General features: G+C 69.9%; 19 protein-coding genes. 6 read left to right on the forward strand and 13 right to left on the reverse strand.

Annotation, left to right across the window (positions count from 1 at the left end; genetic code table 11):
- Positions 1-173 precede the first annotated feature (173 nt).
- The 6 genes from AB0A74_RS07100 to AB0A74_RS07125 are packed head-to-tail and all read right to left on the reverse strand — an operon-like array spanning position 174 to position 4,142.
- Positions 174-1,181 (reverse strand): hypothetical protein, encoded by a 1,008-nt coding sequence (locus AB0A74_RS07100; protein WP_358247956.1) that lies wholly within the window; start codon positions 1,179-1,181, stop codon positions 174-176.
- Positions 1,178-1,774 carry a hypothetical protein gene (locus AB0A74_RS07105; RefSeq protein WP_358247957.1) on the reverse strand — a complete coding sequence of 199 codons (597 nt, stop codon included), beginning with the start codon at positions 1,772-1,774 and terminating at the stop codon, positions 1,178-1,180. The genes AB0A74_RS07100 and AB0A74_RS07105 overlap by 4 nt, the downstream gene beginning before the upstream one ends.
- The gene (locus tag AB0A74_RS07110) at positions 1,771-2,964 is read right to left on the reverse strand and encodes a hypothetical protein (RefSeq protein ID WP_358247958.1); all 1,194 of its coding nucleotides are present in this window, start codon (positions 2,962-2,964) and stop codon (positions 1,771-1,773) included. The genes AB0A74_RS07105 and AB0A74_RS07110 overlap by 4 nt, the downstream gene beginning before the upstream one ends.
- Positions 2,954-3,199, reverse strand: coding sequence for a hypothetical protein (locus AB0A74_RS07115; RefSeq protein WP_358247959.1), 246 nt, complete (start codon positions 3,197-3,199; stop codon positions 2,954-2,956). Before AB0A74_RS07115 ends, AB0A74_RS07110 begins: the two co-directional genes overlap by 11 nt.
- Positions 3,196-3,792 (reverse strand): hypothetical protein, encoded by a 597-nt coding sequence (locus tag AB0A74_RS07120; protein WP_358247960.1) that lies wholly within the window; start codon positions 3,790-3,792, stop codon positions 3,196-3,198. Before AB0A74_RS07120 ends, AB0A74_RS07115 begins: the two co-directional genes overlap by 4 nt.
- A complete protein-coding gene (locus tag AB0A74_RS07125) occupies positions 3,789-4,142 on the reverse strand; it encodes a hypothetical protein (protein WP_358247961.1) in 354 nt (117 codons plus the stop codon). The genes AB0A74_RS07120 and AB0A74_RS07125 overlap by 4 nt, the downstream gene beginning before the upstream one ends.
- A gap of 531 nt (positions 4,143-4,673) precedes the next feature.
- Between AB0A74_RS07125 and AB0A74_RS07130 the strand changes: the two genes are divergently transcribed.
- The gene (locus AB0A74_RS07130) at positions 4,674-5,051 is read left to right on the forward strand and encodes a hypothetical protein (protein WP_358247962.1); all 378 of its coding nucleotides are present in this window, start codon (positions 4,674-4,676) and stop codon (positions 5,049-5,051) included.
- A 239-nt stretch (positions 5,052-5,290) separates the two neighbouring features.
- Positions 5,291-5,554, forward strand: coding sequence for a hypothetical protein (locus tag AB0A74_RS07135; protein ID WP_358247963.1), 264 nt, complete (start codon positions 5,291-5,293; stop codon positions 5,552-5,554).
- A 138-nt stretch (positions 5,555-5,692) separates the two neighbouring features.
- On the opposite strand, the gene AB0A74_RS07140 is transcribed toward AB0A74_RS07135, so the two are convergent.
- Both AB0A74_RS07140 and AB0A74_RS07145 read right to left on the reverse strand, forming a co-directional pair.
- Positions 5,693-5,932, reverse strand: coding sequence for a DUF397 domain-containing protein (locus tag AB0A74_RS07140; protein WP_358247964.1), 240 nt, complete (start codon positions 5,930-5,932; stop codon positions 5,693-5,695).
- A complete protein-coding gene (locus AB0A74_RS07145) occupies positions 5,929-6,813 on the reverse strand; it encodes a DUF5753 domain-containing protein (RefSeq protein ID WP_358247965.1) in 885 nt (294 codons plus the stop codon). Before AB0A74_RS07145 ends, AB0A74_RS07140 begins: the two co-directional genes overlap by 4 nt.
- Positions 6,814-6,986: 173 nt before the next feature.
- Here AB0A74_RS07145 and AB0A74_RS07150 point away from each other — a divergent pair, with 173 nt between their 5' ends.
- The 4 genes from AB0A74_RS07150 to AB0A74_RS07165 all read left to right on the forward strand — a co-directional run bounded on the left by AB0A74_RS07150 (position 6,987) and on the right by AB0A74_RS07165 (position 10,518).
- A complete protein-coding gene (locus AB0A74_RS07150) occupies positions 6,987-7,217 on the forward strand; it encodes a hypothetical protein (protein WP_358247966.1) in 231 nt (76 codons plus the stop codon).
- Between the two features lie 442 nt (positions 7,218-7,659).
- Complete coding sequence (locus AB0A74_RS07155) at positions 7,660-7,971, forward strand: hypothetical protein (protein WP_358247967.1); 312 nt, start codon at positions 7,660-7,662, stop codon at positions 7,969-7,971.
- A gap of 388 nt (positions 7,972-8,359) precedes the next feature.
- Complete coding sequence (locus tag AB0A74_RS07160) at positions 8,360-9,931, forward strand: asparagine synthase C-terminal domain-containing protein (RefSeq protein WP_358247968.1); 1,572 nt, start codon at positions 8,360-8,362, stop codon at positions 9,929-9,931.
- Positions 9,928-10,518 (forward strand): GNAT family N-acetyltransferase, encoded by a 591-nt coding sequence (locus tag AB0A74_RS07165; RefSeq protein WP_358247969.1) that lies wholly within the window; start codon positions 9,928-9,930, stop codon positions 10,516-10,518. The genes AB0A74_RS07160 and AB0A74_RS07165 overlap by 4 nt, the downstream gene beginning before the upstream one ends.
- 63 nt (positions 10,519-10,581) lie before the next feature.
- Here the strand turns inward: AB0A74_RS07165 and AB0A74_RS07170 are convergent, their stop codons facing one another.
- The 5 genes from AB0A74_RS07170 to rpoZ all read right to left on the reverse strand — a co-directional run bounded on the left by AB0A74_RS07170 (position 10,582) and on the right by rpoZ (position 13,948).
- On the reverse strand, positions 10,582-10,755 hold the full coding sequence (locus tag AB0A74_RS07170; protein ID WP_358247970.1) for a hypothetical protein: 174 nt from the start codon (positions 10,753-10,755) through the stop codon (positions 10,582-10,584).
- A gap of 233 nt (positions 10,756-10,988) precedes the next feature.
- On the reverse strand, positions 10,989-11,162 hold the full coding sequence (locus tag AB0A74_RS07175; RefSeq protein ID WP_358247971.1) for a hypothetical protein: 174 nt from the start codon (positions 11,160-11,162) through the stop codon (positions 10,989-10,991).
- Positions 11,155-12,357 carry a methionine adenosyltransferase gene (gene metK, locus AB0A74_RS07180; protein WP_358247972.1) on the reverse strand — a complete coding sequence of 401 codons (1,203 nt, stop codon included), beginning with the start codon at positions 12,355-12,357 and terminating at the stop codon, positions 11,155-11,157. Before metK ends, AB0A74_RS07175 begins: the two co-directional genes overlap by 8 nt.
- Before the next feature lie 65 nt (positions 12,358-12,422).
- Positions 12,423-13,673: a bifunctional phosphopantothenoylcysteine decarboxylase/phosphopantothenate--cysteine ligase CoaBC gene (gene coaBC / locus AB0A74_RS07185; RefSeq protein WP_358247973.1), complete on the reverse strand. Its 1,251-nt coding sequence runs from the start codon at positions 13,671-13,673 to the stop codon at positions 12,423-12,425.
- Positions 13,670-13,948: a DNA-directed RNA polymerase subunit omega gene (gene rpoZ, locus AB0A74_RS07190; protein WP_015103666.1), complete on the reverse strand. Its 279-nt coding sequence runs from the start codon at positions 13,946-13,948 to the stop codon at positions 13,670-13,672. Before rpoZ ends, coaBC begins: the two co-directional genes overlap by 4 nt.
- Positions 13,949-13,954 lie beyond the last annotated feature (6 nt).

Genomic DNA, 13,954 nt, shown 5'->3' on the forward strand with positions numbered 1-13,954 from the left:
CGGGGTTCCAGGTCCGTTCCCGACAAGAAGAACTATATCGTGAGCACTGCGCAGTGGTCAACCACCCACGTCCCGCCCTAGACTGGTGGCGCTCCTGTCCGATTTGCGGTGGAGCACACGCGGGTGGCGGCGGTTCCAGGCGCTTCGGCGTTCGCCGCCCCCGCATCCTTCGGCTACGCGGCCCGCACGGGTCCCCGCCTTCGCTGCCATGAGGCCAGCACCTCGGTTCGCGCGTAGAGCGGCCGGGACTTGGTGCCGTGGTTGGTCCACTGGTCCTCGCTGCGCCAGCGGCGCAGGGTTCCGGTCGGGACGGACAGCCAGACCGACAGTGAGGCGGTGTCCGACAGCGGGGTACCGAGCGCGTCGCGCAGCTCGTCCCACCGTTCGCGGGGCCAGCTGGTGCCGCACGAGCGGCAGGTGATGCGCTCGCCTCCCAACCTGGCGCGCAAGCCTGCGCCGCACGGGTGTTCGCCGTCCTCGTCCCGCACGGGGGCGGGGCAGGTGCCGACCGGAACCGAGCGTTCCTGGACGCCGAGCGCGGTGCGGAGCTGGTCGCGCACCTGGCGGACCTCGTCGCCGAGGTCGGCGACCCAGTATTGCCGGGTGATCCAGTCCAGCCAGCGGATCAGGAAGTTGGCCTCGCCGGAGACTGTGCGCGCTGCCATGCCGAGGGTGACGGCGACGGCCTGGCGCAGCTCGGCGAGCTTGTCGAGCACCCCGGTCGCCCATGCCTGTTGCGCGGTCCAGTCCAGCCACCCGGTCAGCAAGCGGCCGTCGTTGCGTTCGGCGTCGGTGAGGTCGGCCGGGACCATGCCGGTGTCGTGGCGGACGTTGTCGGCCCAGCTCGACAGGACTTCGAGCACCGAGTGGAGGTCGCCGTCCTCGGTCCACCGGGTGCGCGGGTCTGTCAACGCGAGCACACCGTCACGGGCCGGGGAGCGCGGTCCGAAGCCGGGCGCGGCTCTGCCGCCGCCCTCGGTCGAGCCGGGCACCATCGCGTCGTCCACCAGCGCGTACAGCTCCACGATTTCCGACAGGGTGGAGCGCAGCTCGGCGGCGCACGGGTAGCAGGTGAGGTAGCCGGGCTGGGCCGGGTGCGGCCGGCCGTCGGGGGCACGGCAGCCCATCACGCACGGGGTCCGGGCGTCGGCGGTCAGCGGCGGAACGGTGGTGCTGGTCATGCCTGGGTCTCCTGGGTGTTCGCCGCCGTGCGCGCCCGCCCGGCGGTGGTGTCTGCGGTGGCGGTGGTGTCGGTGGCGTGGGCGGCCAGCTCGGCGCGCGAGGGGTGCGAGCCGGTGAGCAGGTCGCGGGACTCGGCGCGGTCACGTCCGGTGCGTCCGGTGCGGCGGCAGCGGACCCCGACCGGGGCGCGGCAGCTCTCGACCGGGCACGGCACGGTCAGCCCGGCGTCGCGGTCGGCACGCTGCCACCGCATCGTGGCGTAGACGGCGGCCATGCCCCGGCGGGCAGCGTCCTGGGTGCCTGTGCTGCGCGGCCGGGTGGCCAGGTCGCGCACCACGGCCCGGTCGAGCTTCGCGCGCCGGGCGGCGCGGATGCGCCCGACGAGGTCGGCCGGGGTGATCCGGTGCGGGCTGGTCTGGGCGTGCGCGATGACGGCGGCGGTGCACTCGCCCAGCGAGTACCCGGCCAGAGCTTCGCGCCAGGCACTCACCGCGGCCTCGCCGACCTCGGCCGGTCCGTAGGACGCCACCAAGGCGAGGAGTCCGGCGACCTCGGCGCGGCTCATCCGCTCGGGCTGGTGTGCGGCGGTCATGCCGCACCCGCCGCGACGAGGACGCCGAGGGCGCCGGGCGGGCCGTCCGCATCGTGGCCGTGGCGGTCGAGTTCGGCGGCGGCGCGCAGCGCACGGCCCACGCCGGTGTCGTCGCCGTCCTCGACGGCGTAGCGGGCGGCCAGCGCGAACGCCGCGCCGACCCGGTCGTCGCCGCGCGAGCGGTGCGCGGCGAGCCGGGCGGCCTCGATGGTCGGGGCGCGCATCGCCTCGCCCACCAGCTCGGGCAGCAACCCGACGCCGAGGCGCTTCCCGGCCCACAACCGCAGGCCCGCGCCGACGTCGTCCGGCGCAATGCCTTCGCCCAGCAGCCCGGCGACCTCGGCGACCAGGCGCACGGTCACCCGTCCCGGCTGCCGTCCGGGAAGGTGCTCGGCCACCAGCCGCTCGGCGGCCTCGCGCGTGGGCGCGTCCACCCGCACGGACGCAGGCCCATGCGCGGGCACGCGGGCGGGCGCGGGCGCGTTCCCGCCAGGTGACCCAGGAGTCATCTGGACAGGGACAACAACCTCCTTCCCCCCTCCCCCTACCCCCTGGGCCTGCGCGGAAGGCTCCCCGGAAGGGTCCGCCGGAGGGTGCCCGGCAGGGTTCGGCGATGGGTGCGGGGAAGGGTTCCCGGCAGGGTCGGGCGCGGGGTTGTCCGGTGCCGGGTGGTTGCCCTGGCGCTTGGTCTTGCCGCGACGCAACCGCGCCTCCGAAGCGGCCTTGACCGCCGGAGGCTCGACGGTCGCCCCGGACAGCAGCGCCACCACGGCCAGGCCCGGAGCCTCGCCCACGACGTCGACCGGCAGGCGGCGCAGCTCGTCCGCGAGAACCGCCCGCAACGTCGGGGAGGTGATCTCGAACGCCTCGCGCAGCGCGGGGACCATGATCTGCGGTTGCTTCCAGATGCCGTCACGACGGATGAGCGACCGCACCAACGCTTCCTCCGCGTCCTGGTCGGAGATGACGAACCGCGCGGCGTGCAGCTCGGCCAACGCCGCCTCCACTGCCTTGACCTCGTCTCGCAGGCGGGACGCCCACCGACGCAGGCGCAGCGGCAGCAGGCCCGCGTAGTTCAGGTCCCGCTGCGACAGGAGGAAGAAGTACAACCGCTGCGCCGCGCCGGACAGGGCCACGAAGTCGGGGTCGTCCCAGATGGCGCAGTCGATGAAGGCACGCTCACGCGCCACGGGGAACAACCTCCGGTACCGGGTGGGCGGGCAGGGCAAGCCGCGCCCGGATTCGGGCGGCGGTGTAGGTGGACAGCCCGACCCGACGCCCGATCTGGGCATCGGTCAGGCGCTGGCGGTGCAGCCAAGCCACGACCAGCTCGCGGGCTGACGTGGTCAGCTCCTCGGCCAGCAGCTCGCCGCGCACGCAGCGCCGGGCGTTCTCCGCGTCGGAGTGCAGGGTGGCGACGTTCACGACCCCACCCGCCCAGCCGCGTCGGCGGAGTCCTGGTCGGGGGCCTGGTCGAGCGCGGGTTGCTCGGCGGCCGGCCGCTGGGAGGGCACCGCGGCTTCCAGCACCGACAGGTCGACCTCGTACACGGGCTGGGGCTTGCCGCCGTTGCCCGAGGCCACGTCGGTGCACCGGACGTAGCGGCCGGTGGGGCGCAGCAATCGGGCCGCCACCAGGCTGCGCACGGTCGAGCCGACCACGGAGGGGTTCTTGGTGGTCAGGTTCGGCCGCCACCCGTTCGCGGTGGTGCGCCACAACGGGTCGGCGGCGGCGTCGCGCAGGATCGCCGACACCACCGCCTCGACGTCGTCGCGGTTGTCCGGCTCCCCGTCGACCAGTCCGCACACGGCCGTGACCACCCAGTTGGGCGGCGGACTCGCCGCACCCGCGCGGCGGGCGATCATCCGTCCGGCCTCGGCCAGGTCCTCGGCCGACCACCACAACTCCGACTCGTCGGCGCACAGCGGGTGCACGCCACGGCCGGACACGTCGTTGAGCCGGTACCCGCACACCCGGCACACCCGCGCTCGGCGGGCGAAACGCGCGCGGCTGCTCACGACCCCGCCTTGAGCAGCTTGAACCGGCGGGTCTCGGTGATGGTCAGGCAGTCCTCGGCGACCTCGGGATAGCGGGCCTTGAGGTCGGACTGGTCGACCACGATCGACAGCACGGACCGGTGCGACACCACCGGGACACCGGCGACCGTGCCGACCTCGGCAGCGCCCATCGCGGCCTTGATGCGGTCCTGCAACCGCGTGCGCAGCTCGCTCAACCTCGAACGCTGGTCTTCGACCTGGCGCAGCAACACCAGCTCGGCGGCCAGCGCGTCCAACGACGCCTCGGAACCCGTCTGCGGGGTCGACGCGTTCGGGGTCGAGCGGGTGGTGGGAGTGGGTGACTTGGGCATGACGACGGCCGCCTCCTCGACGGCCTGGGCGTGCTCGGGAACGGGGTCAACGGCGCGACGCGATGCCGGACACCCGCTCACGAGGTGGTGTCCGGCCGTGGATAACCCGGCCAGCCAGGCGGCGAGAAGGGCTAAAGCCCTCGAAGACGTGCCATGAGCAGCACAAACACGACGCATGTCACCCCCCAGTGATGCGCTCTTAGAGACCGCAACCACCCAAGCGGGTGATCACGTAACGTTGTTTCACAGTGGACCGCCACCCACGGTCATGTCAAGTACTTGGCACACTCGGCGCGTCTGTGCCAGTTTCACTACATGAAACCCCTGGCGGTCATGCCCACCGCGTCGCGCGACAGCGACCGTTTCGCCACCCGCGTGAGTAGCGACTGTGCGCGGCCGGAAAAATCATCGGCGACACGAACCCGGAGACTGGGGGACGCCGAGGACGCCGGTCCCGGCGACCGGGAAGGCAGCATCATGGCCCGAGCCAACACGGACTCCACACAACCGGCCGCCAAAGCCGCCTCAGCCGTGGACACGTTGATCCAACGCCGCCTCGCCGAACTCGGTCACGAGAACATGAGCGTCGCCGCCCTGGAACGACTACGCGGCCTACGTCCCGGCACCCTCGCCTACCCGCTTCGCCCGGAACGGCGCGGCAAGTGGCCAAGCGCCACGGCGCTCACGACCTGGGCCCAGGCGCTCGAACTCGACGTGACGACGGTCAGCCGCGCCTTCGCCACCGACCTCGACGGCGTCGCCGGGGCCTACACCCCAGAGCAACGCCAGATGCTCGTCCTCATGGACGGCCTGGACGCCGAAGGCCAACGCGCCGCAGTCCAACTCGTCCAAGCCCTCGCCGACTACGCCCACTGCCGGACACCCCGGAAGCAACCGCCGTCCGAGTGACGCCATGTGATCAACGCGACGGGAACCCGACGCAACCTTCGATACCCCCGCCCCGTAACTCGAACACGCCGTGAAAATGCACGAAACCAGTGGCGAGACCGCACGATTGCGGGTTGAGTGGTTGAAGCCCTAACAACCAACGCCGCCGCTCGCCGCTCTGGGGGACGGACATCGAGAAGCGGCCACACCAGGCATTACCGCTGCTCATGGCGCGGAGCAACAGGGGGTGCGGAGGAACCGTGGACAGCGAACGTGAGAGACCGGAGTGGTACCCGCTCATCCTCGTCAGGCGCGACCTGATGGGACCTTTCGAGCTGGTGAAGAACCCGGACGGGACCCAGACCGTCCACCTGTGCGAAGGGGTCGTACTCGGCGAACCGCTCGCCGAACTGATCAACGAACTGGCCTTCCAGCGCCAAACCGGAAGCTGCACGGACTGCACGCTGCGCGCCATCTCTGCGGCCTGCATCCCCGCGCAGGCAACGACCAGTTCGCCTTGTTGATCTAGACCTCGACGCGAAAGACGTCCGGGAACCGGCCCGTGGGGAGACGGGCCGGCCCACAGCCGCGCAGCTCGCCTGAGCCGCACATAGAGCGGGGGCGGCCCGCTTCGGACCGCCCCCGGCTCTTGCGTACAAGCGTCAGTCGAACTGTCCGTCCTTCGCAGCCTCAACGAACTGGGCGAAGGCTGCCACGGGCACATTGAAGCTCACGGCAGGCCGTTTGGAATCCCTCAGGCCGACGAAGGGGAGCTTGAAGGCAAGCTCGACGCAGTTTTCGCCACCGCCGCCGTTGCTGGCACCGCTCCGCTTGCTCTTGCGCCACTCGGCGGCAGAGAAGTCAGGGCCGCTCACTTCAAGCCCCCTTCCGTCCTTGATCACTGGAGCTCCTGGGAGAGCTGTTCGATCACGCGGTTGATCAGCGCAATCGAGTCCGTAGGGTTGAGGGCGATCCCGAGCAGGTGCCCGAACACGAGGGTACAGCGGCGGACGTCCTCGGCGTCCTCCAGATACAGGCTCCCGTAGATGCCGTCCGTGTACGCGATGTCCGGCGAGTCGTCCGCGAACTCAAGGAGCGTGAACCACCCGGCCAAGCCCGGGTGAGGGCCGACGTCGATAGGCACGACCTGGAGCGTGACGTTGTCCAGCGCGGCCAGCTCGATGAGGTAGCGAAGCTGCTCGATCTGGACGTCGAGCGAACGGACCCGGCCACGTAGCACTCGCTCGTCCAGCAGAATCCACCACTCTTGAGGCTCCTCGCGGCCTGGAACGATCGCGCGTTCGGCGCGGGCTTCGACGCGACGCGCCAACTCCTCATTGGTGATGCTCGGCTCAAGACCCAGAACCACCTGCTCGGTCCAGCGCGGGTGCTGGCACGCCGCTGGGATCAACAGCGGTTCCCAGATCCGAAGCACCGTTGCGCGGTCCTCGTAGTCCATCAGGTCGCGGACGTTGTCAGGGAGGTGGCGACCTCGTTGGTGCCAGCGTCCCTTGCGTCGCGCCACCTTCGCCCACAGCTTGAGCCGCGCCCGCATCTCCCCGTCCTCGACGCCGAGGACCGTCAGCAGGTCCTCCACCTCGTCCGGCTGGATGCGCGCCTGGTTGTTCTCGATCTTGCTCAGCTTCGACACAGACCAGCGACCGCTGCCAGGGATGGCGAGGAGCGCGCGAACCACGTCCTCCTGCTTGCGGTCCCCACGGAGCGTCTTGAGTTCGACGGCCAACCGCTTGCGCACGTTGGGCGGAACGTTCTCGTCAGGCACTCCTTGATCCTCCTTGCCGGCCGCGCCGCCGCGCGGACCGGACGTCAGGCTAGCCCGACAGAGTGAAGAAGTCGAAACTTTCTAGTTCTGCACTTGCGGAACTAGAAAGTTGCGACCCACGCTAGTCCGGCAGCACGTAGCGACCAGTGGACGCAGCGTAACGAGGAGACGAGATGTCCGGTGCAGCAGTGCCGTCGACTCAAGTTCCGGCAGAACGGTGGGTGTTCCCGTGCCGCAACGCCGCTGGCGACGTCGTGGAGCTGACGTTGATCAACAGTCGAGTGAGCGTCATCCTGTCCGGCCCGTTCGGGTCGCTGGCGCTGGATCGCCAATCGGCGCAAGGCTTCCTGATCAGGTTGGCGCGGGAGATCGGCACGTTGCCCAACCACGGCGAGCGCGGGTGATCCGGTGTACGCGACGCTCGCAGAGGACTTGTACCGCCAGCTCGACGCAACCGAACGGGTACTGCACCAAGGCGACAACGACGCTCTCCTCGCTCTTGCCCAGTCCGAGGGCCTTCCGCTCGTTGCCGCGCTTCGAGCGCTCCTGGACGAACACCGGCCGGACGAAAACGGCCGATGCGCTACCTGCCGCGGGCGCCGGTTCTGGCTGCCCTCTTACTGGCGTGGCCCGGAGTCGCCTTGCCGCGCCCTTGTCGCTGCCCGGTTGGCGCTCGACGGAGCGGCTGGCACCGAACACCCCGGCCGCCACCGCAGCCGCCTGACGACAGCCTGACAAGTCGAACGTCCCGATCACCGGTGTCAGCCCCGACCTGGCACCGGTTCGCGGTCGGGAAGCGCGCGAGTCACAGCCGCTTCCCGACCCGAAGACTCTGGAGGATCCAAAGTGGATGCCCGCGCGTTGCTCGCTTGGCTGAGGGAAGCGGCTGCCTTCAGCGCGCTCCCACTGCTCGATTCGACCGGCTACGCCAATGGCCTTCACCTCCACCGATTCTCCTCGACCGGACAGATCGAAGTCGTGCAGGCGTGGCACCAGAACCACGCGGCACTCGCGCGCCTCCCGAACGCGTTGGACCTCCACACCGCGTTGATGCGGTCGGAACCGGAGAGCGGCCTGGTAGCACCACTAGACGAGGTGGTCGCCTTGCTGCGCCGCACCGAGGCCGGTTCGAAACGAGGTGTCGGCGATGGACTCTGAACACCTGGTCGTCGTTCTCCACGCCGTCTGGTGCCTGGACGTTCCGACGCAGACCTACGGCCGTCCTGGTGACGTCGTCCGGCTCCCGATCGCCGAGGCAAAGCAACTCATCCAACAAGGACTCGCGGCCTTGACGGACCAACGAGCAACCGTCACCGACCGGTGATGGGGACCGCTTGACGAGCCAGGGAAGGAGGTAAGGCAGGTGGAGGAGTTCGACCTCATCTTCGAAGGCGAGCAGCGACTGACGGTGCTCACCAACGACTACACGAAGGTCTCGGGCAGCAGCGACACGTCCAACGAGTACGACGAAATCTGACGGTGACCGGCGCTCGGGGCGGACCCGCGCCGGTCCGCCCCGAGCACGCTCTTACCAGGAGGACCGAAGATGCTGAAGTTCTCGCTCCACCCGGAGCCGTCGCAGCCATCATGGCGTTGGTTCGGCGGCCGTTGGCGCGCCGGCTCCAGTTGGATCGAACCCTTTCAACATCCTGTGCTCGAAACCGTCGCGGCCACCGACGGCACGTCAAGTTTCATAGCCGTGAGAGAACGTGACGGCGCAACCGTCCAACCGACCAGCGACCTCACGACGTTGTCGCCAGACAACTACGTCGATCTCCGGTGTCGGATCTTGGACGAGCCAACTGATCACTTCCTGGTCGAGCGTGACGAGTTGGGCGAGTACCACCTTTTCGCCGGGCAGTGGGGCAACGCCCCGATCTACATCGCCGAGGGCAGCGAGGGCCTCCACGGCTCGTGGGACTTCACCGACCTACGGCAACACATGGGCGTCGACCGCCTGCACGAGCTGACCCTGACGCGCATCCTCTCCGGGCGAATCCGGCACGCGGCGCACACGATCTTCGAGCCGATCAAACAGATCACCGCAAGGATGAGCGTCACGTACTCCGGGTCCGAAGGCATCCGCATGACGTATCCCGAACCGGCAATGCGAGCGCACCCGCGCCCCGTCCGCGAGGGTGTGGACATCGTCCGCGTGTACGAGGACGAGTTGGCGCGAGCTGTCCGGCTCTGGGACTTCGACCCGGAACGGACCGCCGTCGAGTTGTCGGGCGGCATGGACTCAGCCAACGTCGCCATGACGCTAGCCGCGCTCCACCCGAATGACATCAGGTCGTATGCCCTGATCTACGGCGAGGAGATCGGCGCGCAGCAGGCACGCCGTCGTCAGGAAATGATCGACTTCGCAGGGTTTCGAGACTTCTCAATGCCCGCACTCGACCGGCCCCCGCTCCACTCCGATGGTGCCCGCGTCAACGGGGTCCCCCTCAACCCGGTGGACGAGCCGTACCACGAGGCGGTCGCTGCGATGCTGGACATGGCTGCGCAGCAGGGAGTCACGACCGTGTTCACCGGCGACGGTGGCGACGAACTGGTGTCGTTGCGCGGAACGGAGTGGGAGGAAACCGGCAAGGTTCCGGGCCGGTTCAACCCCAACCGAACGCCGCCGAACTGGTTGGGTCCGCGCGCTCAAGAACTTCTCGCCGACATCGAGGTGGACTTGCCGCCCCCAGGCGTGATCAACGCGGCTACCCACATCGGATTCGCCTCACGCACGCCGCAGTTCATGAGGGCCGGCCTCTGGCCCCTCTCGCCGCTGTGCTCACCCCGCCTGATCCGATTCGCCGAGCAGTTGCCGTTGGAGTGGCGGTTGAGCAAGCGCATCACACGGGAACGCCTGCGACGCCTCGGCCTCTCCGAGGACGTGCAGCAACCGCAACTCCGGGAGAACTTCACGCACGTGATGGAGCGCGGCCTGGCGGTGTACGGCGTGCCTCTGATCGACAAGTACCTGAACGACTCGTTGCTGGTCGAATCCGGCTACGTGGACGCCGACGCACTCCGCAGGTCGCGCGACGCGACCAACAGCGGCATGATCGACACTCAACTGTTCGGGTTCCTGCGGGTGGAGCTGTGCCTACGAGGGTTGCTGCGATGACGAGCACGTTGACGACCGCCACCTACGTGATGCGACCAGGGCAGGAAGCCGACCGTTCCGACGTCGCGGCTTTGATCCGAGCCCGCGCAGCGTGGATGCGTGCCCATGACCACGGCCGGTGGACGAGTTGGGATCGCAATGCCGATGAACTGGCTAACCAAGTCGGTGACCCGAGGTGGCCGACCTGGGTCTTGTGCAGCGACCAACACGGCATCGTCGGCGTCACGACTGCGTCGCCCACAACGCCGCACCTCGGGTGGAGCGACGAGGAGCAAGGGCAGCCAGCGATCTTCCTCCAGAGCACCGCGACCGACCCGCATCACGAGCGTCGGCACCTCGGAGTGCTGATCGCCTTCTGGGCGCTCGACTACGCCGCGCAGGTCGGAAAGGATTGGGTGCGCCGGGGCGTCTTGACGATCGGCAACGACAACCGCGGGCTTGTTCGCTACTACCAACAACAGGGCTGGCGGGTCGTCAGGGCCGGACACCATCCGCGCCGACAAGAGGTGACGGTCTGGTCGTTGCAGCGGCCAGCAGAGTTGCAGCCCGACATGCGTGAAGTGCTGCACTTCGACCGACCCGAGTAGGGCCAGCCGTGAGAGGCAGCGCGCTGACCAGCGAAAATGCGCGCTGCTTCTATGGTCAGGTAGTCAGAACTTGACGAAGGACCTGTTCTCCTGCATCAGCAGGACGACGTGCTTGATCGCCGACAGGCCGCCGCGCCGGGGCTCCCGCGCCAACGCCTCGTGCACCGAGGGCGGCAACAGGGAACCCGCGGCGCCCAGGCCGGCGGCGGTGAGCAGGGTGCGACGCGAGACCGACATGACCGACGTTCTATCGGCCGTGGATGAACCTCAGGGGTTCTTGCGCACCAAGCCGGTGAAACCCGCGACGAACAGCGTGGCGAAGGCCCACGCCGGCGCCGGTCACGTGGTGCCACAGGCAGCCCCGGCGGACCAGGTCGCGTTGTTGCGCTACGCGGATGCGGCGCACGTCCCGTTCGTCGCTGGCGGCCTGGTGCGGGGCCGCCGGCTGGGTGCGCGGCTGGCCGGCGTTGTCAGTACGCGTCGGAGTGGTCCAGCTGCCCGGAGACGCGCGCGCCGCTGATCCGGAGACCGAGTTGATCGAGGTCGTCGGTCAACAGGTCCCGGATCAGCGACGCGGGCACTTCCCGGTCGGTCAGGTCCACGGCCTCGCCGCGGACCAACCGGTCCGCTAAATCGTCACGCACCCGCTGCCGCGCGCAGGGCGTCGGCGCGGTCGGTGCTCTCCCACGGCAGTTCGACGTCGGTGCGGCCGAAGTGGCCGTACGCGGCGGTCGGCGCGTAGATCGGGCGCAGCAGGTCCAGGTCGCGGATGATGGCGGCCGGGCGGAGGTCGAAGACCTCGCTGATCGCCTGCTGGATCTTGGTCGGGTCCACGGTCTCGGTGCCGAAGGTCTCCACGAACAGGCCCACCGGCGCGGCCTTGCCGATCGCGTACGCCACCTGCACCTCGATGCGGGTCGCGAGGCCGGCGGCGACGGCGTTCTTGGCCACCCAGCGCATCGCGTACGCGGCGGAGCGGTCCACCTTCGACGGGTCCTTGCCGGAGAACGCGCCGCCACCGTGGCGGGCCATGCCGCCGTAGGTGTCCACGATGATCTTGCGGCCGGTCAGGCCGGCGTCGCCCATCGGGCCGCCGATGACGAACCGGCCGGTCGGGTTCACCAGCAGGCGGACGTCGGAGGTGTCGAGGCCCAGCTCGGCGATCTCCGGCGCGACCACGTGCTCGCGCACGTCCACGCCCAGCAGCTTCTCCAGGTCGATGCCGTCGGCGTGCTGCGTGGACACCACGACGGTGTCCAGGCGCACCGGCTGGTCGCCCGCGTACTCGATGGTGACCTGCGTCTTGCCGTCCGGGCGCAGGTAGGGCACGGTGCCGTCCTTGCGCACGGCGGTCAGCCGCCGGGACAGGCGGTGCGCCAGCGCGATCGGCAGCGGCATCAGCTCCGGCGTGTCGGTGCACGCGTAGCCGAACATCAGGCCCTGGTCGCCCGCGCCCTGCTTGTCGATCTCGTCGCCGGCGCCCTCGACGCGCTCCTCGTAGGCGGTGTCCACGCCCTGCGCGATGTCGGGGGACTGCGAGCCGATGGCCACGTTCACGCCGCACGAGCGACCGTCGAAGCCCTTGGCCGACGAGTCGTAGCCGATCTCCAGGATCTTCTCCCGGACGATCGACGGGATGTCCGCGTAGGTCTCCGTGGTGACCTCGCCGGCCACGTGCACCTGGCCCGTGGTGATCAGGGTCTCCACCGCCACCCGGGAGCGGGGGTCCTTCGCCAGCAACGCGTCCAGGATCGAGTCGCTGATCGCGTCGCAGATCTTGTCCGGGTGCCCCTCGGTCACCGACTCACTGGTGAACAGCCTGCTGCTGTGCTGGCTCACGGCACTCCCTATCTGGTTTCCATGCGGTCGTCAAAGCTTATCGGGCGTCCCCGCCCGGACTGTCATCATCGAGCAAACGAGGAGACGGCGTCCCACACTGCGGACGCCAGCCGGGCTTTCGACCCGTGCGGGATCGGGGTCTCGGCGCCGTCGGCGGACAGGAGCCACCCCGCGTTGTCCTCGACCTCGAACGCGCGGCCGTCGCCGACGGCGTTCACGACGAGGAAGTCGCAGCCCTTGCGCTTGAGCTTCGCGCGACCGTACTCCAGGACGTCGGCCTCGCCGTCGCCGGTCTCGGCGGCGAAGCCCACCACGACCTGCCCGTCCCGGCGGGCGGCGACCAGCTCGGCCAGGATGTCGGCGTTGCGGGTCAGGGCCACGGGGTCGGGGTCGCGGTCGGTCTTCTTGATCTTGTGCTCGGCGCTGGCCACCGGCCGGAAGTCGGCCACGGCGGCGGCCATCACGAGCACGGCGGCGTCCTTGGCGACGAAGTGCATCGCGTCGCGCAGCTCGGCGGCGGTGCCCACGCGCTCCAGCTCGACGCCGGCCGGGGTGGCCAGGTCGGCGGTGTGCGCGGCGACCAGCGTCACGCGCGCGCCGCGCTGGGCGGCGACGCGGGCCAGCGCGTAGCCCTGGCGGCCCGACGACCGGTTGCCCAGGAAGCGCACCGGGTCCAGCGGTTCCCGCGTGCCACCCGCGGAGATGGCGACGTGGACGCCTTCCAGGTCGCGCGGCAGCGCGTCGGGGCGCTCCAGCAGCAACCGGGCCAGCTCGACGATCTCGCTCGGCTCGGGCAGCCGGCCCTTGCCGGTGTCCTTGCCGGTCAGCCGCCCGCTGGCGGGTTCGGCGACGATCACGCCCCGCGACCGCAGCAGCGCCACGTTCGCCCGGGTCGCCGGGTGCTCCCACATCTCGGTGTGCATCGCGGGGACCAGCAGGACCGGGCAGCGCGCGGTCAGCAGGGTGTTGGTGAGCAGGTCGTCGGCGAGGCCGGCGGCGGCCTTGGCGAGCAGGTTGGCCGTGGCCGGGGCGACGACCACCAGGTCGGCCTCCTGGCCCAGCTTGACGTGCTGCACCGACGGCACGTCGGAGAACACGTCGGCGTGCACGGGCTGCCCTGACAACGCCTCGAACGTGGCCGCGCCGACGAACTTCAGCGCGCCGTCCGTGGGCACGACGCGCACGGAGTGCCCGGACTCGGTGAGCCGGCGCAGCACCTCGCACGCCTTGTACGCGGCGATGCCCCCACCGACCCCGAGCACGACCCGGGGCTTGGTGGGGGTGGCGTCTCGCCCTGCGGCGAAACCCTCGGTCACTCGCCCTCGGTGTGCTCAAGCAGACCCGCGTGGATCTCCCGGAGCGCGATCGACAGCGGCTTCTCGCGCGGGCCCGGCTCGACCAGCGGGCCGACGTACTCCAGCAGGCCCTCGCCGAGTTGCGCGTAGTAGTCGTTGATCTGGCGCGCCCGCTTGGCCGCGTAGATCACCAGCGCGTACTTCGAGCTGACCTGCTCCAGCAGGTCGTCGATCGGCGGGTTGGTGATGCCCTCCGGGGAACCCGACAGCGGGCCCAGCTCGGTGTGCGTGGTCACTCGTCA

This window comes from Saccharothrix sp. NPDC042600, from assembly GCF_040647305.1.
Lineage (GTDB): Bacteria > Actinomycetota > Actinomycetes > Mycobacteriales > Pseudonocardiaceae > Actinosynnema > Actinosynnema mutabilis.

Excerpts from the sequence above, each read along its gene's own strand:
- AB0A74_RS07170 (WP_358247970.1), bottom strand. The coding sequence starts at position 10,755 with ATGTCGGTCTCGCGTCGCACCCTGCTCACCGCCGCCGGCCTGGGCGCC.
- AB0A74_RS07160 (WP_358247968.1), top strand. The coding sequence starts at position 8,360 with ATGCTGAAGTTCTCGCTCCACCCGGAGCCGTCGCAGCCATCATGGCGT.
- AB0A74_RS07165 (WP_358247969.1), top strand. The coding sequence starts at position 9,928 with ATGACGAGCACGTTGACGACCGCCACCTACGTGATGCGACCAGGGCAG.
- AB0A74_RS07125 (WP_358247961.1), bottom strand. The coding sequence starts at position 4,142 with ATGCCCAAGTCACCCACTCCCACCACCCGCTCGACCCCGAACGCGTCG.
- AB0A74_RS07150 (WP_358247966.1), top strand. The coding sequence starts at position 6,987 with ATGTCCGGTGCAGCAGTGCCGTCGACTCAAGTTCCGGCAGAACGGTGG.
- AB0A74_RS07105 (WP_358247957.1), bottom strand. The coding sequence starts at position 1,774 with ATGACCGCCGCACACCAGCCCGAGCGGATGAGCCGCGCCGAGGTCGCC.
- AB0A74_RS07100 (WP_358247956.1), bottom strand. The coding sequence starts at position 1,181 with ATGACCAGCACCACCGTTCCGCCGCTGACCGCCGACGCCCGGACCCCG.